Source organism: Taklimakanibacter albus (assembly GCF_016595235.1).
GTDB lineage: Bacteria > Pseudomonadota > Alphaproteobacteria > Rhizobiales > Aestuariivirgaceae > Taklimakanibacter > Taklimakanibacter albus.
The window spans coordinates 2,045,528-2,071,875 of sequence record NZ_JAENHL010000007.1 but is presented as its reverse complement, the minus strand read 5'-3'; the positions used below and the strand labels follow the sequence as shown (position 1 = coordinate 2,071,875).

The window sequence follows — 26,348 nt, the reverse complement described above, 5'->3', positions numbered from 1 at the left end:
ATGCGCCAGGCTCATTTGCGAGGCCGCGGGCCTCATCTGCCACCTCTGGACAAGGTCCGGCAATATGACGTCGAGCCGGGTTATGTCGCCTTCACCATGCCGGTGCCGAAAAGACTGCGGGTCATTGTCGGCGAGACCGTCGTCGCCGACACGGTCAATGGCGTGATCCTGCATGAATCGGATCATATTCCCGTCTATTATTTCCCCTTGCGCGACATCCGCACCGATCTGATGTCGGCCAGCGGACGGTTGACCGTCGATCCCTTCAAGGGCGAGGCGCGCTACTATTCGCTCAAGCTCGGTGACGAGGTGATCCCCGACTTCATGTGGCGCTATGCGGCTCCGGGCCGCAGCGGGCCGGATATCGGCGATCATGCGAGCTTCGACTGGGAGAAAGCGCGTTGGTTCGAGGAGGATGAGGAGATCTTCGTCCATCCGCGCGATCCGTTCCGCCGCGTCGACACGCTGCCCTCGAGCCGGCATGTCGAGATCTTTCTCAATGGCGAGCTCATCGCCGATTCACGGGCTGCCGTCTTCCTGTTCGAGACCGGCCTGCCGACGCGCTTCTATCTGCCGCTCGACGACGTCAGGCGCGAGTTCCTCACAGCCAGCGATACAAGGAGCCGCTGTCCCTATAAGGGCATCGCCAGCTATTACCATGCGACGGTGAAGGGAAAGCACTATCCCGATCTCGCTTGGTATTATCCAGAGCCCGTGCATGAAAGTGCGAAGATCAAAGGCCTCGTTTCCTTCGCCAATGAGTTCGTCGACCGGGTTCTGGTGGATGGCGTCGAGCAGGCGCGGCCCGTGACCTCCTTCTCGCATGGCTCGGACCGAGGTGCGGCGCATCCTTTGTCTACATCGCAGTGAAGCCGTTATCGACGAAGAGATGCGTGCCGTTGATGAAGCTCGAGTCGTCGCTGGCGAGGAAGAGCGCCGCCTTGGCGACTTCCTCGGGCTCGCCGATGCGGCCCTGCTGGGCGGCCAAGGCGGCATCGGACACATCGACGCCGAGACGGCCGAGCTCGGCCACTTCGCGCAGGCCATGTGGCGTGCGGATGAAGCCTGGGCAGAGCGCATTGCAGCGGATATTACGGTCGCGGAACTCGACCGCGATGGCGCGCGCGAACATGTGGCAGGCGCCTTTGGTCGTGTCATAGAGGACTTCCATCGGTGTCGCCGCCACCGCCGAGATCGATGAGGTGCAGATGATCGAGCCGCCGCCCTTGGCGATCATGCCGGGCAATACGGCGCGGGTCATCAGGAACATCGAGCGGACATTGACGGCATGCAGCCCGTCCCACTCGGCAAGCGTCGTTTCGAGGAAGGGTTTGATGACGATCGAGCCCGCATGATTGAAGAGGATATCGGCGGGACCGAAATGCGCCGTGGCCGCCGTGACGGCCGCTCCGACCTGGGCTTCGTCCGACACATCGGCCAGCCAGTGCCGTGCCTCGCCGCCCGCTTCGCGGATAGCGACGGCGGTGTTGATCGCTTCCGCCTCATTGCGGTCGATGATGGCGATGCGGGCGCCCTCGGCGGCGAAGAGCCGGGCGGCGGCGGCGCCCATGCCGGTGGCGCCGCCTGAAATGATCGCGAATTTGCCGTCGAGCCGTCGGGCCATGGTCAGTCCGTTCCTTGCAAGAGATATGTCAGCGAGCCTCGACCGCGAATTGCTCCTCCGGCGAGAGGACGAGGCGGTGGCGGCGGTAGAAAGCGAAATAGGCGAGCCCGATCAGGTACCAGGCGGCCGCCGCGATCGCCGCCCAGCGATAGAGCGGGTCGAAGAACTGATAGGCCAGCGTCACGATGCAGATGAGGATCGTCGCATAGGCGCCGACCTTGCCGAGCGGGCTGACGAAGGGCCGCGTGATGCCGGCGAAGCGGCTGCGCAGGCGCAGGAAAGCGATGCTCTGCAGGATATAGGAGACCATGCCGGCGAAGACGATCATGCTGACCAGGAAGCCGCCCATGAAGGCGATATTGCCGCTGCCGCCCAGATACCAGACGACCAGCAGCATGAAGAGCGCCATGGCCGCTCCCGTCGCCAGCGCCATATTGGGCGTCTTGGTGCGTTCCGCCGTCACCGAGAGGCGGGTCGGCAGATAGCCGGCGCGCGACAGTGAATAGATGTTGCGGCCGGAGGCGAAGCTGCCGGCAAAGAAGCTGGCGGCGAGGCCCAGCACCGCGACGGAAGCGAGCAACTTGGCCCAGCTGTCGCCGAAGATGGTGCGGAATCCGTCGAGCAGCGGCTCGCCGGAAGAGCCCATGGCATGGGCGCCTTGCGGAATGGAGGCACTGAAGAACAACACGCCGAGCGCCAGCGCGATCAAAGTCAGGATCGAGAGCACGAGAGCGCGCGGCATATCGCGGGTCGGATTCTTGGATTCTTCCGCCGTCAGCGGCAGCTGCTCGACGGCAAGGAACATATAGACGCCGAAGGGCAGCGCCAGCATGACGCCGGTCAGGCCGAAGGGGAACCACATGCCATTGCCGCCCTCGAGCTTCACGGCGGCGCCCGACGCATCGATACCGATATTCAGCGCATAACGGGCGAAATCGACATGCGGGATCGCCACCACGAAGAAGAACAGCAGCACCGCGATGGCGGCAACCGTCACATAGATGACGACACGCATCGACAGCTCGAGGCCGCGCAGCGAAAGCAGCAGCATGATGGCATAGCCGCCGATCCACCAGAGCGGCAGCGCCGAGGGAGGCGTGCCGAAGATCGCCGCCAGATAGAGGCTCATGAAGAACATGTTGGCGGCGGGCGCCAGCACGAATTCGATATTCTCGGCGAGGCCGGTGGTGAAGCCGCCCCACGGCCCCATGGCGGTGCGGGCGAAGGAATAGGCGCCGCCGGTATGAGGGAGCGCCGCGCTCATCTCGCCGATCGAGCAGCACAGACAGATATACATGAAGCCGATGATCAAGGTGGCGAGCAGCATGCCGCCGAAGCCGCCCTGGGCGAGGCCGATATTCCAGCCCGAATATTCACCTGCCACCACGGCGCCGACGCCCATCATCCACAGAGCGAACAGCCCGGCATGGCGCTGCAATTGCCGCTGCTCGAAATATTCCTTGCCGACCTTCTGATAGGTGACGCCTGACGTTTGTCCCTCGGCCATGAAAATCCTCCCTGCGCGGAAACGTGACGTCCCGCTTTCTGATCCGGGGGCATAGTTCTTGAGGGGGGCGATGGCGTATATATCACGAAAGGGGTATTCGGGGCGCGTAATGGACCACTCCACCACAGAAGGCCTCGCCGGCTGGCAGGAGACGACGCCGGCGCTTGTCGGCCGGATCGGGACCGCGGGCTTCGCCCAGGCGCTGGACGAGGCGCTCAGAGCCGTCGCGCCTTTCGATCTCAGTTGCACTTTCGCCTATCCCGGAAGGGCGACGCCGATCTTCCTGCATGACGGGCTGGGCGATGTCTCCTCACCGCAGATCATGAGCAATTATCTCAACGGCACCTATCTGCTCGATGCGGTCTATACGGCCTGCGCCCATCTGACGCCGGCCGGCCTCTATCGGCTCAAGACGCTGGCGCCCGACGCCTTCTTCGAGGGTGAATATTACAATTCACCCGATGTGCATCCTTGCATCTCGATGGAAACCGGCAGCCTCGCCGAGGAGATCGTCTTTCTAGTACCGCTCGAGGGCACCTTCTATCTGGCTTATTCGCTGCTCCGCCAGAATGGCAGTCCCGAATTCTCAGATGCCGAATTCACGCGCCTCCACCAGACCGCAACCATGGTTCTGGCCTTGCTGGCGCAACATTGGCGGAAGCTGTCGCCGCCGCAAGGCCAGGCCGCCTTTCTGCCGCGCGATGGCCATGACGATATCGAGCATGCTTTCGGCAGCTTCGCGCCGACCAAGCTCACGGCGCGCGAGCAGACCATCGTCAGCCTCATTCTGCGCGGCCATTCCAGCATCTCGATCGGCAAGCTGCTCGATATCGCCGAAGGCACCGTCAAGATCCACCGCCGCAACATCTATGCGAAGCTCGCGATCTCCAGCCAGACCGAACTGTTCAATCTCTTCATCCAGCATCTGCTGGCCAGGAAGTGACGGCGCGCGCCACCTAACCAAGCCGGCGCGAAAGCTTCTGCGCCGCGGCGATGACGGCGGCGATCAGCTGGTCGCGATTGGGCTTGGCGAGACGCTGTTCGGGCGCGGCGATGCTCAAGGCGGCGATGCAGCGCCCGGTGGCATCGATCACCGGGGCGGCGACGCAGCCCGCATGCTCATTCGTCTCGTTGATCTCGGTCGCATAACCCTGGCGGCGGAATTTGCGGATCTGGGCGATGAGCTTGTCGACCTCGACCGGGGCGCGCCCGGTCGGCGACGGGCGCATCGTCGCGGTCAAGAGCTTGGTCAGCGCCGCATCATCCATGTCGGAAACGAGCAGGCGGCCGGCCGCCGCCCAGTTGACCGGCACGCGCGAGCCGACATGGCTGATGATGCGCAGCGGACGGATGCCTTCTTCCTTGAACAGCACCATCATCATGTCGTTCTCGAACACCGAGAGCTGCACCGTCTCGCCGGTCTCGTCGCGCAATTCGGCGGCGATGCGGCTGCCGTCGCGCAGAAGGTCGACATGGCTCTTATAGGCCATGCCGAGCTCATAGAGGCGGCGGCCGAGGAACAGCCCGGCGCCTTTGCCGGCCGCCTCCAGATAGTCGCCGTCCGACAAGGTGCGGACCAGCTCATAGGCGGTCGATTTGGGGATGCCCAATTCGGCGATGATCTGCGCCACTGTCACCGGCTGGTTGTGCTTCAGCACGAGCTCGAGGATGTCGAGCGCGCGGCGCACGCTGCGCGAGCCGGCATTGTCGTCCGAGCCGGCGCCGTTCTCCGTCTCGCGAGGGGTTTTCAAGGCTTGAGTCTCCGCGGTGATGCGCATAGGGTAGTTTAGAATACTGTACTCTGTTCCGCAATTCTGGACAAGCGCCCGAGCCTGGATCACCCCCTATGAGCTATGTCGAGCTGAACGCCGTCAAGAAACGTTATGGCGACACGGATATCATCCATGGCGTCGATCTCAAGATCGAGAAAGAGGAATTCGCCGTCCTGGTCGGCCCTTCGGGCTGCGGCAAGTCCACGCTGCTCCGGATGATCGCCGGCCTCGAGGACCTGCAGGATGGCACCATCCATATCGGCGGTGAGCGGGTGGACGACCTGCCGGCGGCTGAGCGTGGCATCGCCATGGTGTTCCAGTCCTATGCGCTCTATCCGCATATGACGGTGTTCGAGAACATGGCTTTCGGCCTGCGCATCGCTAAGACGGCGAAGGAAGAGGTCCGCGAACGGGTCGAGCGTGCCGCCGCCATTTTGCAGATCTCGCCCATCCTGGGACGCCGGCCGCGCGAATTATCGGGCGGGCAGCGCCAGCGCGTCGCCATCGGCCGCGCCATCGTGCGCGAGCCCAAGGTCTTCCTGTTCGACGAGCCCTTGTCCAATCTCGACGCCAAGCTCCGGGTGCAGATGCGGGTCGAGCTGACCCGCCTCCACCGCCAGCTCAAGGCGACGATGATCTATGTGACCCACGACCAGGTCGAGGCGATGACCATGGCCGACCGGATCGTGGTGCTCAATCAGGGCCGCATCGAGCAGGTCGGACGGCCCCTCGACCTCTATCGCAAGCCCAGCAACCGCTTCGTCGCCGGTTTCATCGGCTCGCCGGCGATGAATTTTCTCAAGGGCACGGTGGCGGGCGCCTCGGCCAAAGGCACCGAGGTCAGACTGGCCGATGGCCAGACGATCACCGTGGGGCGCACATCATCCGCCGCGCGCCAGGGCGCGGACGTCATGCTCGGTATCCGGCCGGAAGACCTGCATGTGGCGGGCGATGGTGACGCCATGCTCAAGGGCCGCGTCTTCGCGGTCGAGCGGCTCGGCAATGAAACCTATGCCTATCTCGACGTGCCGGGCTCGAGCGAATTCGCCGCCCATGCGGCCGGCGATATCGAGATCCAGGCCGGCGACGACATGAAGGTCGGCCTCATCGCCGGCAAGTGCCACTTGTTCGATGGCGAGGGGCGGGCTTTCGAGGCGGTTTAGAAAAGCCTCCTCACGCTGAGGTGGCCGCGAAGCGGCCCTCGAAGCGTCCATCAGGATAGAGCGAGACTGTTGCGAGACACCCTTCGAGGCTCGCTTCGCTCGCACCTCTGGGTGAGGGAAAAAGCTACGACCCGGCCTTGCTCGTCTTGCTCGACGAGATCTGGCTGGCACTGCGCAGGCGTTGCAGCAGCGCGCGCGAGGGATGGCCGTCGGCGAGCAGGCCTTCGCGTTTCTGGAATTTGATGATGGCGAGACGCCCCGCGGGACTGAGGATGCCGTCGGCCTTGCTCGCGTCATATCCCTTGTCGGCCATCAGGTCCTCGAGCTCGCGGCGCTCCTCGCGCGTCAGCGGCATCATGTCGGCGGGCCAGGCCTGCACGAACTCGGTGCCACCCTCGATGCGGTCGGCCAGATGCGCCACGGCGAGCGCATAGGAATCGGCGTTGTTGTAGCGCTTGATGACCTCGAAATTCTTGAGCACCAGGAAGACCGGGCCATTGCCGCCGGCCGGCTGATAAAAGCGCGCCGCCTCGGTCGTCTGCGGCAAGGGCTTGCCGGTCACGCGGGTGACGCCGAGCTTTCCCCAGTCGCGCAGGGTCATGCTGGCATTCTTCTTCCACACCTTGCCGAAATCGAAGCCGGCCGGAAGCTTCACCTCATAACCCCAGTCACCACCGCGCCGCCAACCCTTCTCCTTCAGGAAGTTGGCGGTTGAGGCGAGCGAATCCGGCACGGAATTCCACAGGTCCTTGCGCCCGTCGCCATCCTGGTCGACGGCGTAGGTGAGAAAGTTCGACGGCATGAACTGGGTCTGGCCTATGGCGCCGGCCCAGGATCCGGTCATCTGCGATTTCTTGGCATGCCCGTCGCGGATCATTTCCTCGGCGGCCCACAGCTCAGCGCGGAAATAGTCGGAGCGATGGCCGCCATCGGCAAGTGCGGCGAGCGAGCCCAGCACACTATGGTCGCCCATGTTCTTGCCGAAATTGGATTCGATGCCCCAGATGGAAACCAGCGTCTCGGCGGGGACGCCGTATTTCTTTTCGATGGCGGAGATCGTGTCCTTCCACTCGGCCGCCTTCTCCTGGCCGGTCGCGATGCGCCGCGCCGAGACCCGGAGCTTGATGTAATCTTCGACGCTGGACAGGACTTCCGGCTGGCTGCGCGCCAGATCGAGGACGCTCTTATAGGAGCTGGTCCACAGCGAGGCGACGAACCGGCCAATATTGCCGGGGCCGTATATATATAATGTGAGGCTGGAGACGAGAGTCAGCACCGTCGCGACACACAGCGCGCCGGTCTTCCACGACCTGAATCTAGGCCAGTTCCTCTTCGCCATTCTCCCTCCATTAACGGCGAATATGATTAAAATAAGGATACCAATCGCAACGTTTTGCTGATCACGATCTTGTCAGCCGATCTCCGCTTAAGTCGATGATGGGGTTCGGAAATTTGCCGTTTACGTCTTGGGCGGGGCGAATACCGTCACCGCCTTGGCCCGGATGCGGAAGGTCGCCGGCGTCTCGCTGACGATCTCGCCATCGGCATTGATGTCATGCGGCCTTTTGGTCCGGATCACCAGATCGGTTGCCGAAAAGGCCCGCACCTTGCGCCAATTTCCGTGCGTGCCGCGGCGCAGTGACGGCGCCAAAGCCAGCAATTCCCACCAGTGGTCGATCTCCAGGCTGTAGACGTCGAGGCGACCGTCATCGGGTGCTGCGTCCTTCTCGACCGTCATCCCGCCGCCATAGAAGCGGCCATTGCCGACGCTGATCTGCACCGTCTTCACCCGCTCGATCGTCCCGTCATGGTCGATCTCGACGGTGAAGGGCCGGCTCTGGCGCAGGAGATTGAAGGCGGCGAGCGCATAACCGAGCGTGCCCCAGCGCCGCTTCGCCTCCGCGGTCAGCTGGCGCGCCAGAGCGGCGGAAAAGCCAATGCTCGCCACATTGAAGAAGAAATGGCCGTTCACCTCGCCCAGATCGACGGGACGGCGATGACCGTCGATGATGATCTGCGCGGCGCGCGCCAGGTCGCGCGGCACGCCGATGGTGCGGGCGAAATCATTGGCGGTGCCGAGCGGCAGCACACCGAAAGGCAGTTGCGTCTCCTGAAGGGCGGCCGCGGCGCCGTTGAGCGTGCCGTCGCCACCGCCGAGGATCACCATGTCGACATCCTTCGCCTCGGCGCGGATGTCATCACTCAGCGAGCGGCTGACATCGCGCTCGATCGTCTCGATGCCGGCGCCGTTGAGGCGCTCGATCGCCGCCCGCAAGGACTGGCCGCCGCGGCGTGCCCGCCGGTTCGCGAAAATCAAGGCACGGGACTTCGGCACGGCGTCTCCGGATCAGAGTGGATGGGCCGGATGCTCTATGGTCGGGGCAAGGCGGATATGTGGCGGGATCGCCGCTCTGAGATGCGCCCACTGTCGCAAGTCGTGGGGCCAGCTCATTCCAACGCTTTCCCTTCTCCCGTTGCGAAGCAATGGGAGAAGGTGGCCGAAGGCCGGATGAGGCTCTTCTCTAAAGCAAACAAGGCCAGAGCCCTCACCCGCCCTATCGGGCGTCCTCTCCCATCCTGCGGACGGGAGAGGGGGATAATGGTTTCAGACCGGCAACGCACGGCCTTCGCCGTCGAGGCAGGGGATCGGTCCCTTAGGCGTAAAGGCCTGGAAACGTAACGTCGTGGCGAGTAGTCATGAGCCGACCGATTCGTCCGTCCAACGTCGGAACAAAACGCTGGCGTTGACTCCTCCGAAGCCGAAACCATTGGAAATTGCGTAGTCCATCGCCATCGGCCGGGCTTGACCTGCGACGAAGTCAATCCCATCGCCGGCCGGATCGGGCGCGCTCAAATTGAGTGTCGGCGGCGCCACCTGGTCCTTAAGCGCCAGGATCGCAAAGATGGCACCAAGCCCGCCGGCGGCGCCGAGCAGATGTCCTGTGGCCGATTTCGTCGCGCTGACAGCTATCGCGAATTCGCGACCGAACACGCTCTTAATCGCTTCGATCTCCCCCAGATCGCCTACCAGCGTAGAGGTCGCATGCGCGTTGAGGTGACGAACCTCGCGCGGCGAAATCCCCGCTCGGGCAATCGCGATCTGCATGGCCCGCCGCGCGCCATCGCCGTCCTCGGGACCGGACGTGACGTGGTGAGCATCCGCGGTCGTGCCGTAGCCTACAAGCTCGGCGACCGGTTTCGCACCGCGCGTGAGCGCGTGGCTCAATTCCTCGATAACCAGGATACCGGCTCCTTCACCCATGACGAAACCGTCCCGTGAGACATCGAAAGGCCGTGATGCTCGAGCTGGTGCGTCATTGAAGCCGGCGGAAAGAGAGCGTGCGGCAGCAAAGCCACCGAGACTGACTGTGTTCATACATGCTTCTGTCCCACCGCACACGGCGATATCTGCTTCGTTTGCGCGGATAAGACGAGCCGCATCGCCGATCGCTTGGATGCCGGCCGCGCACGCCGTCACCGGCGCGCCGAGTGGGCCTTTGAATTTATGTCGGATCGAGATATGACCCGCCGCGAGATTCACCAAAAAGGACGGTATCGTAAACGGCGACAGGCGCCGGACGCCGCGCTGGTCGACCGTGCGCACCGCCTCGGTGATGGCGGGAAAACCGCCAACGCCCGAAGCGACGACCGTTGCTGTGCGTAAGCTGTCCGCTTCCGAAACAGGGTTCCACTTCGCCTGAGCGAGTGCCTCTCGTGCGGCGGCAAGCCCGAAGAGGATAAACCGGTCTACCTTGCGTTGATCCTTCTGCGCAAAGACGGTCATTGGATCGAAGCCAGCATCGTCTTCTTCGAGGGAGGGTACGACCCCGCCGATCTTAGCCGGCAGATCTCTCACCACGTCGTCCGGAAGCCTTCGGATGCCCGAACAACCGGCCAGGAGACGCGACCAAGACGTTTCGACATCGGCGGCGAGGGGCGTGACCGCACCCATGCCTGTTACAACAATCCGTCGCATCTATCGTCCTATCGATCTGGATATGCTCACTGGTGCGGTCCTTTCTGGGCATCGCCCGCAGGTGACACCGTCAGCACGCTCTCGGCGGCTGCTTGCAGGAACCGCTTCGAAAGCCGCTCGTCATTGACGGCCCGCGAGAGGAGCACCGCACCGACCATTGTCGAGAGAATCGCCATAGTCTTGCCGCCGGGCTCCTCGCCGTCGGCCTCGCCAATCCAACTGCCGAGCATCTTGAGATACTCCCTGATCCCGGCTTCGAAGGACGCTCTCACGTCGGCGCCCTGCCTCGCAACATCGGAGCCGAGCGCAACGACCGGGCAGCCGTCCATCCTTTCTGCGCGATGCTCCATGCTGAGATAGAACGCGATCACCGCGCGAAGGGGATCTTTCGGATTGGCCTCGGCAGCGGCTGACCACCGGTAGAAGGCGCTTTCCATCGCCCGCCTGGACGCCTGTGCCGCCAAGTCGTCCTTTGACGCGAATTGCTTGTAAAAGGCGCCCTGGGTGAATCCGGCACCTTCCATCACATCCTTCAGGCCGATGCCGTCGAAGCCGTGCTCCCGAAAGAGGCGGCTTGCCACATTGATCACGGTTTCGCGGTTCTCCGCGGCCTGAATGCGACTCACCCGCATCGTCAGTTTCCTTTTTAGATTGTGTTCGTAATCTATATAAGTTAAATAGATGTCGAACGCAATCTATTTTTGAGAGGCGACGAGCATGAAAAAGAGGACCGTTATTGTGCTCGGGGGCGTTCTGATCGCGATGTCAGCGGCGGCGGCATTCGCCCCCCTTATCGTTCCCGCCCAGGAAGCCTCTGCCGTGAGCGACCCGCGGCAGGAACCGCCGATCGTCAGATTGGTGACGCCACAGCCGGTGATCGGGTCCGAACGCGGCTTCACTGGCCTCATCGGGGCTAAGGTTGAGAGTAATCTCGGCTTTCGCATACCGGGCAAGATCATGGAGCGGCTCGTGGACGCCGGTCAGGTGGTCAGAGCCGGCCAGCCGTTGATGCGGATCGACGATACCGACCTGCGCTTTGCGCTCACGGCGAAGCGCAACGCCGTTGCCGCAGCGCGCGCCCTCGTCGTTCAGACGGAACCGGATGAACGGCGATATTCAAAGTTGCTCGAGGGTGGCTGGGTTCCACGGCAGCGCTACGAGCAGGCGAAGGCCGCGTTGGCTACGGCCAAGGCACAATTTGCCGCCGCCGACGCCGAGGCACGGGTCGCCGAGAACGAGGCGACCTACGCGGTCCTGTTGGCGGACGCGGATGGAACGGTGATTGAAACGCTGGGCGAGCCGGGGCAGGTCGTCGCCTCCGGCCAGACAGTGGTCCGGGTTGCCCAGGCCGGCCCGCGCGAAGCGGTGGTGGCGCTTCCCGAAACAATCCGGCCGGCGATCGGGTCGGCGGCCGAGGCCAGCCTGTATGGTGGCGATGGACACCGCTATACGGCACATCTCCGGCAATTATCGAACTCCGCCGATGCCCAGACGCGTACCTATGAGGCCCGTTATGTGCTCGACGGTGAGGCCGCGGCAGCGCCGCTTGGCGCAACGGTAACCATTCGGCTAGCAAGCCAGGCCCGCCAGCCGGAAGTCCAGGTGCCGCTCGGAGCCCTGCTCGATGACGGCGAGAGGACCGGCGTCTGGGTCTTGGATAGCGCCAACTCGACCGTACGCTTTCTGCCCGTCAAACTCATTCGCGTGAGCGGCGAAGCCGCTGTGATCTCCGGACTGAACTCCAGCGATCCGATTGTCTCGCTCGGCGCTCATCTCCTGCAGGAGGGCGCTCGTGTCAGGACTGCATCCGAAAGCGGGGGCTGACGATGAACCTCAATCTTTCCGCAATCGCCGTTCGCGAACGCGCCGTCACCCTCTTCTTTATCCTCCTGCTGGTGGCCGCCGGTGCCTACGCTTTCGTCATGCTCGGGCGGGCGGAGGATCCAAACTTCACCATCAAGACCCTGACGGTCACGACGGCATGGCCGGGTGCCACGGCGCGCGAGATGCAGGACCTCGTTGCCGAACCTCTGGAGAAGCGGCTGCAGGAGCTGACCTGGTACGACCGGGTGGAGACGACCACGCGGCCGGGCTATGCGTATATGACGGTCACGCTGAAGGACAGCACGCCGCCATCTGTCGTGCAGGAGGAGTTCTACCAAGCTCGTAAGAAGCTCGGGGATGAATCCCGCAACCTGCCCAGCGGTGTCTTCGGCCCCTTCGTCAACGACGAATATTCGGACGTCAGCTTCGCTCTCTATGCGCTCAAGGCCAAGGGCATGCCGATGCGTGAGTTGGTCCGGCAGGCCGAGGCGATTCGCCAGGACCTCCTGCACGTGCCTGGCGTCAAGAAGATCAACATTCTTGGTGAACGACCCGAACAGATCTTCGTCGAGTTTTCCTATGCAAGGCTCGCGACGTTGGGTGTGTCGGCACAAGATATCGTCGCCGCCTTGCAGCGGCAGAACACCGTGACGCCGGCAGGCTCGGTCGACACAAAGGGGCCGCGGGTCTTCATCCGCATCGACGGCGCTTATGACAGCATCCAGGCCATCGCCGACACGCCGATTGTCGCTGCGGGGCGGACGCTGAAGCTCTCCGACATCGCCGAGGTGCGTCGCGGCTACGAAGACCCTCCCACATACCTCATCCGGCGTCAGGGCGAGCCCACCATCATGCTCGCGGCCGTCATGCAGGAAGGCTGGGATGGTCTGGCGCTCGGCAAGGCGCTGGAGGACAGGACGGCGGCTATCGCGCAGACACTGCCGCTCGGCATGACGCTCGACAAGGTGACCGACCAGGCCGTCAACATCACCTCGGCGGTCGACGAATTCATGATGAAGTTCGCGATGGCGCTCGGCGTCGTGCTGCTGGTGAGCCTGCTCAGTCTCGGCTGGCGCGTCGGCATCGTGGTCGCGGCGGCTGTTCCCCTGACGCTCGCCGTCGTCTTCCTCATCATGCTGGAGACCGGCCGGTTCTTTGACCGTATCACGCTCGGCGCCCTGATCCTGGCGCTCGGTCTGCTGGTGGACGACGCCATCATCGCCATCGAGGTGATGGTGGTGAAGATGGAAGAAGGCCTGGATCGCATCAAGGCGGCCGCTTATGCGTGGAGCCACACTGCGGCGCCGATGCTCTCCGGAACGCTCGTGACGATCGCCGGCTTCCTGCCGGTGGGCTTCGCGCGTTCGACCGCCGGCGAATATGCCGGCAACATCTTCTGGGTCGTGGGCTTCGCCCTCATCGTCTCCTGGATCGTCGCGGTGGTCTTCACGCCCTATCTCGGCGTGAAGATGCTGCCCGCGATCAAACCGATCGCGGGTGGTCATCACGCGATCTACGACACACCGAACTATCGGCGCCTGCGCCGGCTTATCACCTTTGCCGTTCGCCACAAGTTCGTAACCTGCGCTGTCGTCGCCATCGCCTTCGTGCTTTCCGTTATCGGCACGGGCGCCATCAAACAGCAGTTCTTCCCGACATCCGACCGCCCCGAAGTGCTGGTGGAGGTTCGCCTGCCGGAAGGCGCCAGCATCGAGACGACGACCGCCACGGTCGAGAAGCTCGAACACTGGCTGGACAGCCAGCCCGAGGCCAGGATCGTCACGAGCTATGTCGGGCAGGGCGCTCCGCGCTTTTTCTTCGCGATGGCGCCGGAATTGCCTGACCCTGCCTTCGCCAAGATCGTCGTACTGACTCCGGACACCGGGGCGCGCGAGGCATTGAAGCACCGGCTCCGGGAGGCGGTGGCACAGGGGCTTGCACCCGAGGCCTATATCCGCGTCACGCAGCTCGTCTTCGGACCCTACACGCCGTTCCCGGTCGAGTTCCGGGTCATGGGACCTGATCCGGCGCAACTCTACAGTATTTCCGAAAAGGCCCTCGACATCATGCGGGGCATTCCCGACGTGCGCCAGGCCAACCGCGACTGGGGCAATCGCACCCCAGTGCTTCGCTTCGTTCCGGATCAGGATCGGTTGAATCTCATCGGCCTCTCGCCGGCGGAGGTGGGCCAGCAGCTCCAGTTTCTCCTCACGGGCATCGCCGTCACGGAAGTCCGCGAGGACATCCGCAATGTCCCCATCGTGGCGCGTAGCGCCGGCGGCGAGCGGCTCGATCCGGCGCGTCTGGCGGATTTTTCGCTGATGAGCCGTGATGGTCGCCAGGTTCCGCTTGACCAGATCGGTCATTCGGAAATCCGACTGGAAGAGCCGATCCTGAAGCGCCGCGATCGCACGCCTGTCATCACGATCCGTTCCGACATCAACGAGGCGACCCAGCCTCCTGAGGTCTCCAAAGAGATCATGACGGCGCTTCAGCCGCTGATCGCATCCCTTCCCGTCGGCTATCGTATCGACATGGGCGGGTCGATCGAGGAGGCTGCCAAGGCCAACGTGGCGCTGGGCAAGGTCTTCCCGGCCATGATCGCCGCCACGCTGATCGTCATCATGCTGCAGGTGCGATCCTTCTCGATGATGTTCATGGTGCTGCTGACGGCACCGCTCGGGCTCGTCGGCGTCGTGCCGATGCTGCTCGCCTTTAATCAGCCCTTCGGGTTCAACGCCATTCTGGGCCTGATCGGACTGGCCGGCATCCTGATGCGCAATACGTTGATCCTGACTGAACAGATCAAGGAGAACCGTAGTGCCGGCCTCGACGGTTATCACGCCGTCATTGAAGCAACAGTGCAACGCACGAGGCCTGTGGTCCTGACGGCACTTGCCGCCGTGCTGGCCTTCATCCCTCTCACACACTCCGTCTTCTGGGGATCGATGGCCTATACGCTGATCGGTGGTACTGCCGTCGGCACGGTGCTGATTCTCCTTTTCCTTCCCGCGCTCTATGCCGCTTGGTTCCGGATCAAGCCGGTTGCGGGTGATATCCGTGAGGTTTCGACGGAGACACCGGGACTGCGAGCAGTTGCGTGATTGCAAGGCCCTGCCTCGCCCGAGATAGAAAGACAAAGGCGGGCGCCACGCTCATCTTGCAATGCGCACCGGCAACGCGCGGCCTTCGCCGTCGAGAGCAGTGATGGGGCCCGTTGGCGTAAAGGCCTGGAAACGCAGCGTCGTGGCGAGCTCGTCGCCCGGGTTGAGCGTGAGCAGCGTGCCGCCCGCCTGTTTCGCCTTGGCGAGGCCCCAGGCCGGCCAGGTCGTGTTGGGCTCGATGCCGATGAGGCGGGTACGGTTGAGCCAGGGCGCATCCGGGTTGCCGGCGAGCTCGTACCAGAGCCAGGCGCAGGGAAAGAGTTTCTCGTCCCAGGACAAAGCGACGGCCACCTTGTTGTCGAGGCGGCGCGCCGCGATCCACGCGTCGTCATCGAAATCCGTGAGATAGGCGAGGCTCGCCATCGGCTCCCGCGGCCGGCTCAGATCGAAGGGGCCGGTCTTGCCGGGAACGATCGGCCATTGGCCCTCGGCGCCGAGCGCCAAGGGATTGCTGGCGAGATCATGGCTGGTGCAGACCCGCGCTTTACGGGCGCCCGAGGTGATCTCGATCGGTGCGGCGAGGAGATCCGATCCTAAGGTTGGATGATGGCCCCACATCACCTCGATCGGCCGGGCGCCGGTCATCTGGAGATGCTCGGTCATGATCAGGAGATCGCCTTCGAGGCGCATTTCACGCCGCATCGTCACCGGCACGATGTCGAAATGCCGCGAAAGAACGATCCGGTCGGCGGCGCGCGCCACCACATCCCAGGGCGTGACTGCGCCTTCGCCATGAAAGCCGTGGAATGCTCCGTCGAAATCGCAGGCATCGCCGGCATTGGGAAAGAGCAGGGGCCAGCCGCCCGTGAAGCGGGTCAGGAATTCGGGCTCATCGCGCGCCGCGCCACTGGCGATCGGCTCATCCGTCACCGGCCAGGGGACTTCACCCAGCACATCGAGGCCGCTCTCCTTGACGGTCATGCGGGTGATGCTGCCGCCGACTTGGCAGCTGACCGCGACCTGGAGTTCGGCGCTTTCGAGGATGATCATTTGATGGCGCCCGCCATGAGGCCTCGGATGAAATGCTTCTGGAAGGCGATATAGAGAATGAACATCGGGGCGCTGGCGATCACCATGCCGGCCATGGTCAAGGGCACCTGGTTGTTGTAGCGGCCCTGGAAGACGCTGATGCCGGCCATCAGCGTCCGCTTGGCATCTTCCTGCAGAAAGATAATGGCGATCAAGAGGTCATTCCAGACATAAAGCGAGTTCACCACAACCAGGGTCACCAATGCCGGCAGCGACAAAGGCAGCACGATCTTCCACAGGATCAAAAGGTCGCCGGCACCGTCGAGTTTCGCCGATTCGAACAATTCCTTCGGCACGGTGCGGAAGAAGGTGGTGAGCAGATAGACCGAGAACGGCGTGATCAGGCCGGCATAGATGATGATGGCGCCCTGATAGGTGCTGATCAGGTCGAGCTGGGTATAGAGCACGAAGAGCGGCACGATCATGACCACCGGCGGCACCGCCATCAGCGAGGTGCTGAGCGCCAGGAGCGTCTCGCGGCCCTTGAACTCCATCCGCGCGATGGCATAGGCGGCGAGGCAGGAGACCACGATGCTGAGCGCGACCGACCCCACCACCAGGATGAAGCTGTTGAGCATCCAGGCGAGAAACGGGCTGTCGACGAGCACGGCGCGGAAATTGTCGAGGATCGGCGCGTCGGGCAGGCCGAGCTTGTCGATCGCATATTCCTCCTCGCTCTTGAGTGCCGTCATGATCATGTAGAAGGTCGGCACCAGAGCGACGAAGGAGGCGATAAGGAGGACACCCTGCTTGAGCGCATCGCCGAGGGCGGTCTGCGCGCGGGCGCGGCGTCTTCTGTCTTGGGTGGCGATCTCGGACATCGTCATGCCTCCTCTTCCCGAACCCGGCGGCGGGCGCGGAACATCGGGAAGATGAGCAGCACCGAGACCAGGAACAGCAGTACGGAGGCGGCCGCCGCGATGCCGGGCAGGCTGGTGCGGATCAAGGCATTGAAGATGTAGAATTCGATGACCATGGTAGCGGTGCCCGGCCCGCCGCGGCCGCCGCCCACCACATAGACATAAGAGAACACGGCGGCGAGAATGGTGATGACCGAGACCACGACATAAAATTCGATGACGCCGCGCATCTGCGGCAGGATGATGTGCCAGACGCGCTGCCACCAATTGGCGCCTTCGAGGCGTGCCGCCTCCAGCATCGATTCATCGAGGCTCAGAAGCCGGGCGAGGAACAGGATGATGCCGAGCGCCGATTCGCGCCAGACGATCAGGATCATCACTGTCCACAACGCCACGTCGGAGGAGCCGATCCAGTCGAGCGCCAGAAAATCGAGGCTCAGCCAGCGCAGCACCTCGTTGACGGGTCCGGAAAACTGGAACATGCGCTTCATCACCACCGCGATGATCGGGATGGCGAGCACGAAGGGCACGAAGACGATGATGCGGTAGAGCTTCCAGCCGGTGATGCGCTCATAGAGCAGGATGGAGATGAGGAGCGAGATCACCACCATCGCCGGGATCGCCAGCAGGAGCTGGATATTATGCAGCACCGATTCCCAGAACAGCGACTGGCCAAGGATCAATTCGTAATTGCGCAGGCCGATCCACGGCCCGTCGATGCCACGCACCAGTTTGAAGCTGAATTCGAAGATGCGCAGCAAGGGATAGCCGAAGACGAAAGCCAGCAGCAGGATCAGCGGCAGTACATAGAGATAGGGCTTGAGCTTCTGGCTTTGTAATGCGGTCATGTCGGAAACGCGCTCATATCTCCAGTTTTCTCCCTCTCCCGTCCGAAGGATGGGAGAGGGTGGCCGAAGGCCGGGTGAGGGCTCTTAGAATTCGTAGCTCTCACAGAAGAGCCCTCATCCGCCCTTCGGGCACCTTCTCCCACGCGTACCGCGCGGGAGAAGGGGAAACCCAGGGAGGTCTTTCAGATTACAGCGGCGCCGACAGATCGAGCGCCCATTTGCGGTAGTTCTCGACCATGTCGGGGTTGAACTCGCGCCATTCCTTGGCGGTGTTGGACGCGAGCTCGCCCGCCTGCTCGCCGGTCATCGAGCCCTGGACGATCTGCTGTCCGGTCGGGATGGCGGCGCGCTCATAGAACTGGCCGGGCACGAGATTGGTCACGTTGGAGATGTTGGGCTTCAGGCCCCAATTCTCCCACAGACCACGCACCGAGGCATCGGCGATGACGCTGGTGTCGAAGTTCTTGTTGGACGGGATCCAGCCGGTCGCGTCCCAGAACGCCTTCAGCCGCTCCGGCGAATGGAGATATTCGAGGAAAGCGGCAGCCGTCTTCGGGTCTTCGGCATTGGTCGAGATGCCGAGCCCCTGCACGTCGACCACCGGCACGCCGGCGAGCTTGCCCTTGCCGAAGACCGGCATGGTCATGTAGCCGATCTTGCCGCCGGTCGCCTTGCTGTCGGCCGGAAGCCTGGTGCCGATCGACTGGCCGATGGCGAGCTTGCCGGCGGCGACGAGGTCGATGCCCGGATAGAGCTCGAGCGAGGACATGTCCTTGTTGAGATAGCCGCGGGTCTTCAGCTCCGCCAACTTCGTCCAATGCTCATGATATTTGGGATCGCGGAAATCCTTCTCGCCGATGAAGAGCTCGACCGCTTCGCCCAGCGTGTCGAGATTCTGCGGCAGGGAGTGGGTGATGTACCATTCGCTCCAGTAACCGTCCTGGATGCCGCCGCCGAGAGGCTCGATGCCGGCGGTTTTGAGCTTCTCGCAAGCCGCGAGCAGCGCGTCCCAGGTGGCGGGAGGCGCCTCCGGATCGAGGCCGGCCTTTTCGAACAGCGTCTTGTTGTAGCACCAGAACATCGGCAGCGGATACCAGCCGACCCGGTAGATGTCGCCGCCGAAGCGGCTGAGCGCGGTCGGGTTGGAGGCGGTGAGCACATCGTCGCTCACCAGGCCCTTGAGGCCCTTCAGATAGCCGAGCCACACGCTTTCCATATGGTAGACGCCGTTCCAGAGATACTGGATGTCGGGCGCCTTGCCGGCGGCAGCGGCCGTCTGGAACTGCGAGATCACCACGGCGGTATCCTGCAGCATCGGCTTGACGGTCGCCTCCTTGTAGCCGGCGATCGAGCTGTCGACGAATTTCTGCAGGCCGGGCAATTCCTGCTCGCCCCACCACCACATGTCGAGCGTCTTGTCCTGCGCCTGTGCGGCGAAGGCGGGGAGAAGGCCCGAGAGCGCAGAGCCTGCGCCCAGCATGGCCGAAGTCTTCAGGAGATCACGACGCGAGAGGTGTCTTCTACTGTCCATTGTTTGCCCTTCCCTGTTTCCACTTATGACTGCATCTTATCAGAACGTGCTCATCAGGCCGCCATCGACCACCAGAAGCTGGCCGGTCATGTAGCGGCAATAGTCGGAGGCGAGGAACACCACGGTGCCCGCGACATCCTCCGGTTGACCGCTGCGGGCCAAGGGGATCTTGCGGCGGGTGATGTACCATTCGATATAGTCCGGCGTCGTCGTCTCGTCGACGCCATTGACCACCGACATCGGCGTCACCATGAAACCCGGCGCCACCGAATTCACGAGGATGTTGTAGCGGCCGAGCTCGACCGCCATGGATTGCGTATAAGCGATGATGCCGCCCTTGGCCGCGTTATAAGGTCCGCAATCACCGCTCGAGGCGAAGCCCTGGATCGAGGCGATATGGATGATGCGGCCGTCCTGCTGCTTCACCATATGCGGCGCCACCAGCTTGCTGCCCATATAGACGGCTTCGAGATTGATGGTGATGGTGCGCCGCCACTCCTCCAGCGTGTCGTTGAGGATGGTGCGGGTCGGCGGGTTGATCGCCGCGTTGTTGACCAGCACGTCGATGCGGCCATGGCGGGCGGCGACGTCGGCAACGATCTCGCCGTAACGGTCATAGTCGGTGACATCGAGCGCATGGGCTTCGGCCCGGCCACCCGCTTGCGTGATCTCTTTCGCGACGGCGGCGGCCGTGTCGGGATTGCGCTCGAGCAGGATGGCGACGGCGCCTTCCTTGGCCATCTCGCGCGCGATGGCACGGCCGAGCCCCTGGCCCGCGCCGCTGACGAGGCAAATCTTGTCGGCGAGCAAGCCCATGCGCTTTTCCGTAATGTTGGACCTTGATCTGAGATATCGGAAGTCACTATAGTCAGGGCCGACAGAGCGTCAAGGGGCGGGCGCCGCTCGTCCATTGCCGCTTGCGCTCCCCCCTCCCTCCCGCGGAAATCCAGGTTCTGCGCAGCGTTCCCGCCGGCGCTATGGATAACCTTGATCCGAGAATCTCACCCCGATCCCGGTGCGGTAAAACGCTTGTTCAGTGAGCGCGGCAAGCCGTCGACCGGCGCGCGCTCGTCGAAGCCCTGGGCGCGGATGTCTATGACTTCAACTATGCTCACCTCGACACTATAGTGAGCCGGCTGCGCCGAAGGGCCCAAAGTCCGGCATGCTTCTCCCCTTGCACGCAATTCGCGGGTTAGGTTTCGCCTTCACCGAATAGAATGGTGGTGCGGAACCTGTCTGTGAAAAATTGAACCGTTCGCCGCCCTTCGAGAAATACGCAGCGGTCGTTCAAAGCATCCTTGAGTGTTCGCAAGCGTCAGGAAGTGACAGCTGCTGCAATTGTGAAGAATATTCAGAGTACCTACCGTGAAGAAGGGGGCGGTCTCGATTCGTTGCGGCATCACATCGCTTACGCCCCGGCAGGACGAAGCGCCGGTGCCGCGCAAAGCACATAGCGGGCTAATATGACGATCGAGCAGGCCGAGATCGAAGCAACGAGAGTATTGGATATTCTGCTGGGCTGGCTGGTCAGCCCGCAATTCTATGCCCAGATCGGCGCCGTCATCCTGGCCGTGGCGGTCGCCCATTTCGCCAATCGCCAGATCAAGGCGAAGACCCCCTATTTCAGGAGCCCGCCGGAGCAGGAGCCGCTGCTCAAGGCGCGGCGCTGGCTCTATAGCTGCCGCGACCTTCTGTTTCCGATCCTGTGCGTCCTGATGCTGGCCATCGCCGTCCAGGTGGCGGAAGGCTCGGTGGGCTCCTCCTGGCTCGTCCGTTTCGCCCAGAGCATCGCGGTGATCGCTGTGCTTTATGCGGCGATCAAGCGCTTCGTCCGCCACCCGCTGATCAATGCCGCGGCGCGCTGGATCGGCATCCCGATCGCGACGCTGCAGGTCTTCGGCGTCCTCGACAATGTATCGCTCTATCTCGATTCGGTGTCGCTCGAGGCCGGCAATATCAGGCTCTCGCTCTATACGCTGGTCAAGGCCGCGGTGTTCGGCGGGGTGCTGTTCTGGCTCGGACGCCTCTCCAACGATGCCGGCCAGAAGGCCATCCGCAAGCAGGAGGCGCTGGATATCCCGACCCGCGAATTGCTGGCCAAGATATTCCAAACCGGCCTGTTTGTGCTGCTGTTCATCCTGCTCCTGCAGGTGCTCGGCCTCGATCTGACGGCGCTCACCGTCTTCGGCGGCGCCTTGGGCGTCGGCCTGGGCTTCGGCCTGCAGCAGATCGCCTCCAACTTCATCTCCGGCATGATTCTGCTGTTCGAGCGTTCGATGAAGGTAGGTGACTATGTCGAGGTCGGCGGCGGCATGGCCGGCACGCTGCACGAGATCAATATGCGCTCCTCGACGCTCCATACCGGCGATGGCAAGGAGATCACGGTGCCGAACGAGAAGTTCATCACCTCCGCCTTCGTCAACTGGACCAAATCCGATCCCCTGCAGCGCTTCGAGGTGGCTTTCTCGGTGCCTTATGACGCCGATATCCACCGGATTCCCGACCTCATCCAGATCGCCGCCGCCAAGCACCCCCATATCCTGGCGAGGCCCTCGGGCCCGGCTTGCGAGATCAAGCTATTCGGCGACAAAGGCATCCAGTTCAGCCTGACTTATTGGGTCGCCGGGACCAACGGTTATGGCTCTGATGTCCATTTCCTGGTGTGGGATACGCTGAAAGAGGCTGGGATCGCACTGGCGCCGTTAAAATAAGTATCGCATTGCTTGAGAGGCGGTTGATCCACATTCCATGCATGTCCGAGCGGAAATCTGCCGGGCGCATCGAGGGGGATATCCGAAGCTTCTGATCTTCAACGTGGGGCGCGTCGCGTGCCAAGTCCTGATTTCGCTTTTGATGGGCCGCCGGGCATCATCAGAATTCCAGCCGTCGCCTCGACAGACTCGGCGCGCCGTAACCATGTGCTTCCCCGGTCTCCGAAGGTCCGACGTGGCGCAATCTCCTGCTGCGGGGCGGGCGGATGCCGGTCATTGCCAATTTGTGCGGTTGGACGTTAAATATTTCGCCGGTGGCGCTGCCCGGCCTCAAGCTTCGCCATCCGCTGTTAAAAGGGAATCGGCGAAATTCCCTGTAGATCCCTGCAGATCCGCTGCTAATCCGCTGCAGAATTCCGCTGCTCCGTGAAAAAGAACAGCGGATCTGGCTCAGCCCGCCACGCGGCGCGCCGCGGCTTCAGAGGTCTCGTATCTCTCGAGGAAGGCCTCCGCCGACAGCGCCCGGAAGTCGGGTAGAGCTTCGCGTAAAGTTTCGTGGTCCCAGTCCCACCAGGCGAGTGCCTGCAAACGCTCGGCGATCTCCTGCGGGTGGCGCCATTTGAGGAACTGCGCCGGCTTGCCCGCGACGATGGCATAAGGCGGAACGTCCTTGGTGACGACCGACAGCGAACCGACGATGGCGCCATCACCGATGGTGACACCCTTCATGATCACCGAGCCATGGCCGATCCAGGTATCGTGGCCGAGCGTCACCGGGCGCGAGCGGCGCCAGTCGAAAAGAGCCTTCTCACTCTTCTCTTCGGGCCAGTAATATTCCGAGCGGTACATGAAGTGATGCAATGAGGCGCGCTGATAGGGATGCTCGCTCGGATTGAGGCGCACGAAGGCCGCGACATTGGCGAATTTGCCGAGCGTCGAATAGGCGATGTCGGCATACCGGTCGGTGTAGCTGTAGTCGCCGAACACGCTCTCGACGATACGGGCGCCGGCGCCGATCTCGACATAACGGCCCAAGGTCGAGCCGGTGACAGTGGCGCCCTCATGCAGATAAGGCTTCTCAGACAGCTGCGGCATAGGACTCCTTGGAGAGCTGCAGAAGCGCCGATGTGAAGGCGCGGGCGGCGGCTTCGAGCGTGGTGTCGTTGACGATGGTGAGGGTCTCGACCCATGAATCGGAGCGCGGCGCCTCGCGGGCGATGCGCTGGGCGATGTCGGCGGGCGCCTCGCGGCCACGCTGGGCGAGCCGTGCGGCGATGATCTCGGCCGGTGCCGTCACATTGAGGACGGCGACATTCGGGAAGCGCGCCGCGGCTTCTGTGATGATGGCGCGCGAGACATTGACGGCGGCGGTGCGGCCCGCTTTCAGCTCGTCGAGGAGAGAGACCGGAATGCCGTAATGCAGCCCATGCGCCTGCCAGGACAGTGCGAAGCGACCTTGACCTTGCGCTTCGATGAATTCCTTGACGGTGAGGCTGTCATGCGCCTCCGCCTCGTCATGACTGAGTCTCGTGATGACGCGGCGTGGAAAGATGATGTGGCGGTCGGCGGCAAGCGTCTTCGCCGCCTCGCGCAATAGACTGTCCTTACCGGCGCCGCTCGGGCCGACGACGAGGACCAGTCTTCCGGGGCTGGGCATGGTGATCAGAGAACGCGCTCGCCGGCGCGCCACACCGAGCGCACCACCGGATGTCTGTCGACGAGACGCACCTCGATGACATCGGCGCGTTTGCCAAGGGCGATCTCGCCGCGATCATCGAGGCCCATCACGCGGGCCGGGTTGCGCGACACGACCTTGACGGCTTCCGGCAGCGTGATGCCCGGGACATTGTCGGGCAGCGCGAAGGCGGCGTGCAGCAGGCTCGCCGGCACGTAGTCCGACGACATGAGGTCGAGGCAGCCGGCCTTGGCGACGTCGGCGGTCGGGATGTTGCCCGAATGCGAGCCGCCGCGCACCAGATTGGGGGCGCCCATCAGCACCGCGAGGCCGCTGTCATGGGCGACACGCGCCGCCGCTTCGGTGGTCGGGAACTCGGCGATCACGACGCCGTCGGCGATCGCCTCGGCGACATGCGCCTCGGTCGCATCGTCATGGCTCGCGATCTTCAGTCCCTTTGAGAGGGCGAGATTGACGACGGCGCGGCGGTTGCGCTCGGAATGAAGCTGGTTCAGCTCGCGGCGCTCCACTATGAAGACTTCCAGCCGTTCCGGGCTCATGATGCCTTTGCCGAGATAATATTCGCGGAACTTGTCGATGCTGACGAATTGCCGTTCGCCCGGCGTATGATCCATGACCGAGAGCAGCTCGACGAGACCTTGCTCGACCAGCTCCTCGACCGTGTCGAAGGTGTCGGCGCAGGGCAATTCGCAGCGCAGATGCACGCGATGATCGGCGCGCAGCATATTGGCCTTGCGCGCTTCGCTGATCGCGCCCGAGAGCTGGTCATTGGCGCGGCGCAGGCCGCCGGTCTCGGAGTCGAACGTGCCGGCGCGCAAGGCGTCGAAGACGGTGGTGATGCCGGCGGCGGCGATCTGCGCGTCGTGGGCGAGCAGCGCGCCGATGGCGGGCCAGCTCACGCCCGGACGCGGCCGGTAATGGCTTTCCAGGTGATCGGTGTGGAGCTCGACCAGGCCCGGCAGCAGATAGGCGCCGTCGAGATCGACATCGGCCGTGGCGACCGCACTCGTGCTGATATCCGCGATCATGCCGTCGCGGACGAGGACCGCGCCATCGATGATCTCATCCGCCGTCACGATCTTCGCATTGTTGAAGATCTTTTCCTTCGTCATCTTACACCCAGTTTCCAGATTTCCGGCCAGATCGTGTCGGCCTTGCCGGTGAGGGCGAAACGCTCCTCGGCCCGGAAGGCCGTTCCTTTTTCGGCCTCGCAAAAGATGGTGATCGCATCGAGCCGGACCGGAACGCCGATCACGGGCGCGAAATGCCGCTCGGCCTCGGCGCGCAGCTTCGCCATGTCGGCGGCGCCCAGCTTGTTGCTGAGCGTCATGTGAAAGCGGAACTGATCGAGCACATGGGGATAGCCCCAATTGAGCAGCAGCCGGCCCTGGCGGTGGCTGAGGCCGGAGCGGTGGCGGCGCGCGATCTCATCAGGCAGCAGCGGTCCGCGAAACGCGTCGAAATCCATGACGCAGCAGGCGGCGAGCTCGTGCAGGTGATCGGTCTCGCTGTCGGGCAGCAAAGCGAGGAAGCCGTCGAGCGCCGCGAGCCGCAGCTTCGGCAGCATCACCGGCGCCTGGCGCTGCGCGAAGGCTTCGGCGAAGGCGGAAAGCTCGGCGCGGCTTTTGCACGGCGCGAGCTCGAAGGGTGCCTTCAGCGTCGCATGAAAGCCGTAGCGGCGCGGCTCGGTGGTGAGACCGGTAATGTTCTCGACAGAAGGCTGGCCCGTCACCGTGCCCGACCAGGCGTCGCGACCGAGCCAGCTGGCGCCCAGCGCATGGAACAGCGTGTCGGGAGCCGGCGCGTAATAAAGGGCGTAGCGGGCGCTCATACCAGCACCTTGCGCAGGCGCTGCGAGATGATGTCGATGACGGCGACGGTGATCACCACGACGATCATGATCGCGGCGGTCTCGCCATAATAGAAGCCGCGGATATTCTCAAAGAGCAACTGGCCGATGCCGCCGGCGCCGACGATGCCGAGCACGGTGGCGCCACGGACATTGGATTCGAAACGGTAGAGGCCGTAGCTCAACCACAACGGCATGACCTGCGGGACAATGCCGTAGATGACTTCCTGCAGCTTAGTGGCGCCGGTGGCGCGGATGCCCTCGACCGGGCGCGGGTCGGAAGCCTCGACGGCTTCCGAGAAGAGCTTCGAGACGATGCCGAGATTATGCACGAAGACAGCCATGACGCCGGCGAAGGGGCCCAAGCCCACGGCGACGACGAACAACACGGCGAAGACGAGCTCGTTGATGGCGCGGCAGGCATCCATCAGGCGGCGCACCGGCTGGACGACCCAGACCGGCGCCACATTGTTGGAGGCGAGAAGGGAAAGAGGAATGCCGAACAGCACCGCCAGGAACGTGCCCCAGATGGCGATATGCACGGTGATCAGCATCTCGCTGACATAAAGCTTCCAGTCGGCGAAATTGGGCGCCAGGAAGCCGGACGCGTAGCGCGCCATGTTGCCGGCATCGGTGACGAGGAGGGGGGCGCGGTAGATCTCGGCCGGATAAAAGCTCCAGGCCAGAAGCACAGCGAGGATCGACCAGAAGGCCAGGCGGCCGTAACGCTGTGCCGCCGGCACGGGTGGAATATGGATCGCTGTGGTGGTCATCGTCGCTTCCGAAAATCGGCG

General features: G+C 63.4%; 23 protein-coding genes. 6 read left to right on the top strand and 17 right to left on the bottom strand.

Going from position 1 to position 26,348, the window contains the following annotated elements; translation table 11 throughout:
• Nucleotides 1-870 carry a DUF427 domain-containing protein gene (locus JHL16_RS21330; protein WP_200186836.1) on the top strand — a complete coding sequence of 290 codons (870 nt, stop codon included), beginning with the start codon at nucleotides 1-3 and terminating at the stop codon, nucleotides 868-870.
• Here the strand turns inward: JHL16_RS21330 and JHL16_RS21325 are convergent.
• Nucleotides 857-1,624 (bottom strand): SDR family NAD(P)-dependent oxidoreductase, encoded by a 768-nt coding sequence (locus tag JHL16_RS21325; RefSeq protein ID WP_200186835.1) that lies wholly within the window; start codon nucleotides 1,622-1,624, stop codon nucleotides 857-859. The genes JHL16_RS21330 and JHL16_RS21325 overlap by 14 nt on opposite strands.
• Nucleotides 1,625-1,652: 28 nt before the next feature.
• On the bottom strand, nucleotides 1,653-3,131 hold the full coding sequence (locus tag JHL16_RS21320; protein ID WP_200186834.1) for an amino acid permease: 1,479 nt from the start codon (nucleotides 3,129-3,131) through the stop codon (nucleotides 1,653-1,655).
• 109 nt (nucleotides 3,132-3,240) lie between these two features.
• On the opposite strand from JHL16_RS21320, the gene JHL16_RS21315 reads away from it, so the two are divergent.
• On the top strand, nucleotides 3,241-4,074 hold the full coding sequence (locus tag JHL16_RS21315) for a helix-turn-helix transcriptional regulator (RefSeq protein ID WP_200186833.1): 834 nt from the start codon (nucleotides 3,241-3,243) through the stop codon (nucleotides 4,072-4,074).
• A gap of 13 nt (nucleotides 4,075-4,087) precedes the next feature.
• Here the strand turns inward: JHL16_RS21315 and JHL16_RS21310 are convergent, their stop codons facing one another.
• On the bottom strand, nucleotides 4,088-4,882 hold the full coding sequence (locus JHL16_RS21310; protein ID WP_200186832.1) for an IclR family transcriptional regulator: 795 nt from the start codon (nucleotides 4,880-4,882) through the stop codon (nucleotides 4,088-4,090).
• A 95-nt stretch (nucleotides 4,883-4,977) separates the two neighbouring features.
• Here JHL16_RS21310 and JHL16_RS21305 point away from each other — a divergent pair, with 95 nt between their 5' ends.
• On the top strand, nucleotides 4,978-6,066 hold the full coding sequence (locus tag JHL16_RS21305; protein WP_200186831.1) for an ABC transporter ATP-binding protein: 1,089 nt from the start codon (nucleotides 4,978-4,980) through the stop codon (nucleotides 6,064-6,066).
• A 124-nt stretch (nucleotides 6,067-6,190) separates the two neighbouring features.
• Here the strand turns inward: JHL16_RS21305 and JHL16_RS21300 are convergent, their stop codons facing one another.
• The 4 genes from JHL16_RS21300 to JHL16_RS21285 all read right to left on the bottom strand — a co-directional run bounded on the left by JHL16_RS21300 (nucleotide 6,191) and on the right by JHL16_RS21285 (nucleotide 10,674).
• The gene (locus tag JHL16_RS21300; RefSeq protein WP_200186830.1) at nucleotides 6,191-7,405 is read right to left on the bottom strand and encodes a lytic murein transglycosylase; all 1,215 of its coding nucleotides are present in this window, start codon (nucleotides 7,403-7,405) and stop codon (nucleotides 6,191-6,193) included.
• Between the two features lie 120 nt (nucleotides 7,406-7,525).
• Nucleotides 7,526-8,401 (bottom strand): lipid kinase, encoded by an 876-nt coding sequence (locus JHL16_RS21295; protein ID WP_200186829.1) that lies wholly within the window; start codon nucleotides 8,399-8,401, stop codon nucleotides 7,526-7,528.
• A 360-nt stretch (nucleotides 8,402-8,761) separates the two neighbouring features.
• Nucleotides 8,762-10,042: a beta-ketoacyl-ACP synthase II gene (gene fabF, locus JHL16_RS21290; RefSeq protein WP_200186828.1), complete on the bottom strand. Its 1,281-nt coding sequence runs from the start codon at nucleotides 10,040-10,042 to the stop codon at nucleotides 8,762-8,764.
• A gap of 26 nt (nucleotides 10,043-10,068) precedes the next feature.
• Nucleotides 10,069-10,674, bottom strand: coding sequence for a TetR/AcrR family transcriptional regulator (locus JHL16_RS21285; protein ID WP_200186827.1), 606 nt, complete (start codon nucleotides 10,672-10,674; stop codon nucleotides 10,069-10,071).
• Between the two features lie 85 nt (nucleotides 10,675-10,759).
• Between JHL16_RS21285 and JHL16_RS21280 the strand changes: the two genes are divergently transcribed.
• Both JHL16_RS21280 and JHL16_RS21275 read left to right on the top strand, forming a co-directional pair.
• Nucleotides 10,760-11,866 (top strand): efflux RND transporter periplasmic adaptor subunit, encoded by a 1,107-nt coding sequence (locus JHL16_RS21280; RefSeq protein ID WP_200186826.1) that lies wholly within the window; start codon nucleotides 10,760-10,762, stop codon nucleotides 11,864-11,866.
• Between the two features lie 2 nt (nucleotides 11,867-11,868).
• Complete coding sequence (locus JHL16_RS21275) at nucleotides 11,869-14,970, top strand: efflux RND transporter permease subunit (protein ID WP_200186825.1); 3,102 nt, start codon at nucleotides 11,869-11,871, stop codon at nucleotides 14,968-14,970.
• A 51-nt stretch (nucleotides 14,971-15,021) separates the two neighbouring features.
• On the opposite strand, the gene JHL16_RS21270 is transcribed toward JHL16_RS21275, so the two are convergent.
• From JHL16_RS21270 to JHL16_RS21250, 5 genes are all read right to left on the bottom strand, one after another.
• Complete coding sequence (locus JHL16_RS21270) at nucleotides 15,022-16,020, bottom strand: aldose epimerase family protein (protein WP_200186824.1); 999 nt, start codon at nucleotides 16,018-16,020, stop codon at nucleotides 15,022-15,024.
• Nucleotides 16,017-16,886 carry a carbohydrate ABC transporter permease gene (locus JHL16_RS21265; protein ID WP_200186823.1) on the bottom strand — a complete coding sequence of 290 codons (870 nt, stop codon included), beginning with the start codon at nucleotides 16,884-16,886 and terminating at the stop codon, nucleotides 16,017-16,019. The genes JHL16_RS21270 and JHL16_RS21265 overlap by 4 nt, the downstream gene beginning before the upstream one ends.
• Nucleotides 16,883-17,767, bottom strand: coding sequence for a carbohydrate ABC transporter permease (locus JHL16_RS21260; protein WP_200186822.1), 885 nt, complete (start codon nucleotides 17,765-17,767; stop codon nucleotides 16,883-16,885). The genes JHL16_RS21265 and JHL16_RS21260 overlap by 4 nt, the downstream gene beginning before the upstream one ends.
• Before the next feature lie 187 nt (nucleotides 17,768-17,954).
• Complete coding sequence (locus JHL16_RS21255; protein ID WP_200186821.1) at nucleotides 17,955-19,298, bottom strand: ABC transporter substrate-binding protein; 1,344 nt, start codon at nucleotides 19,296-19,298, stop codon at nucleotides 17,955-17,957.
• A gap of 39 nt (nucleotides 19,299-19,337) precedes the next feature.
• A complete protein-coding gene (locus JHL16_RS21250) occupies nucleotides 19,338-20,114 on the bottom strand; it encodes an SDR family NAD(P)-dependent oxidoreductase (protein ID WP_200186820.1) in 777 nt (258 codons plus the stop codon).
• A gap of 647 nt (nucleotides 20,115-20,761) precedes the next feature.
• Here JHL16_RS21250 and JHL16_RS21245 point away from each other — a divergent pair.
• A complete protein-coding gene (locus tag JHL16_RS21245) occupies nucleotides 20,762-22,009 on the top strand; it encodes a mechanosensitive ion channel family protein (protein WP_200186819.1) in 1,248 nt (415 codons plus the stop codon).
• A 450-nt stretch (nucleotides 22,010-22,459) separates the two neighbouring features.
• Here the strand turns inward: JHL16_RS21245 and JHL16_RS21240 are convergent, their stop codons facing one another.
• The 5 genes from JHL16_RS21240 to phnE are packed head-to-tail and all read right to left on the bottom strand — an operon-like array spanning nucleotide 22,460 to nucleotide 26,327.
• On the bottom strand, nucleotides 22,460-23,104 hold the full coding sequence (locus JHL16_RS21240; RefSeq protein WP_200186818.1) for an LbetaH domain-containing protein: 645 nt from the start codon (nucleotides 23,102-23,104) through the stop codon (nucleotides 22,460-22,462).
• Complete coding sequence (gene phnN, locus JHL16_RS21235; protein WP_200186817.1) at nucleotides 23,088-23,666, bottom strand: phosphonate metabolism protein/1,5-bisphosphokinase (PRPP-forming) PhnN; 579 nt, start codon at nucleotides 23,664-23,666, stop codon at nucleotides 23,088-23,090. The genes JHL16_RS21240 and phnN overlap by 17 nt, the downstream gene beginning before the upstream one ends.
• A gap of 5 nt (nucleotides 23,667-23,671) precedes the next feature.
• On the bottom strand, nucleotides 23,672-24,817 hold the full coding sequence (locus tag JHL16_RS21230; protein ID WP_200186816.1) for an alpha-D-ribose 1-methylphosphonate 5-triphosphate diphosphatase: 1,146 nt from the start codon (nucleotides 24,815-24,817) through the stop codon (nucleotides 23,672-23,674).
• A complete protein-coding gene (locus JHL16_RS21225; RefSeq protein WP_200186815.1) occupies nucleotides 24,814-25,536 on the bottom strand; it encodes a DUF1045 domain-containing protein in 723 nt (240 codons plus the stop codon). Before JHL16_RS21225 ends, JHL16_RS21230 begins: the two co-directional genes overlap by 4 nt.
• Nucleotides 25,533-26,327 carry a phosphonate ABC transporter, permease protein PhnE gene (gene phnE / locus JHL16_RS21220; RefSeq protein WP_200186814.1) on the bottom strand — a complete coding sequence of 265 codons (795 nt, stop codon included), beginning with the start codon at nucleotides 26,325-26,327 and terminating at the stop codon, nucleotides 25,533-25,535. Before phnE ends, JHL16_RS21225 begins: the two co-directional genes overlap by 4 nt.
• Nucleotides 26,328-26,348: the final 21 nt, after the last annotated feature.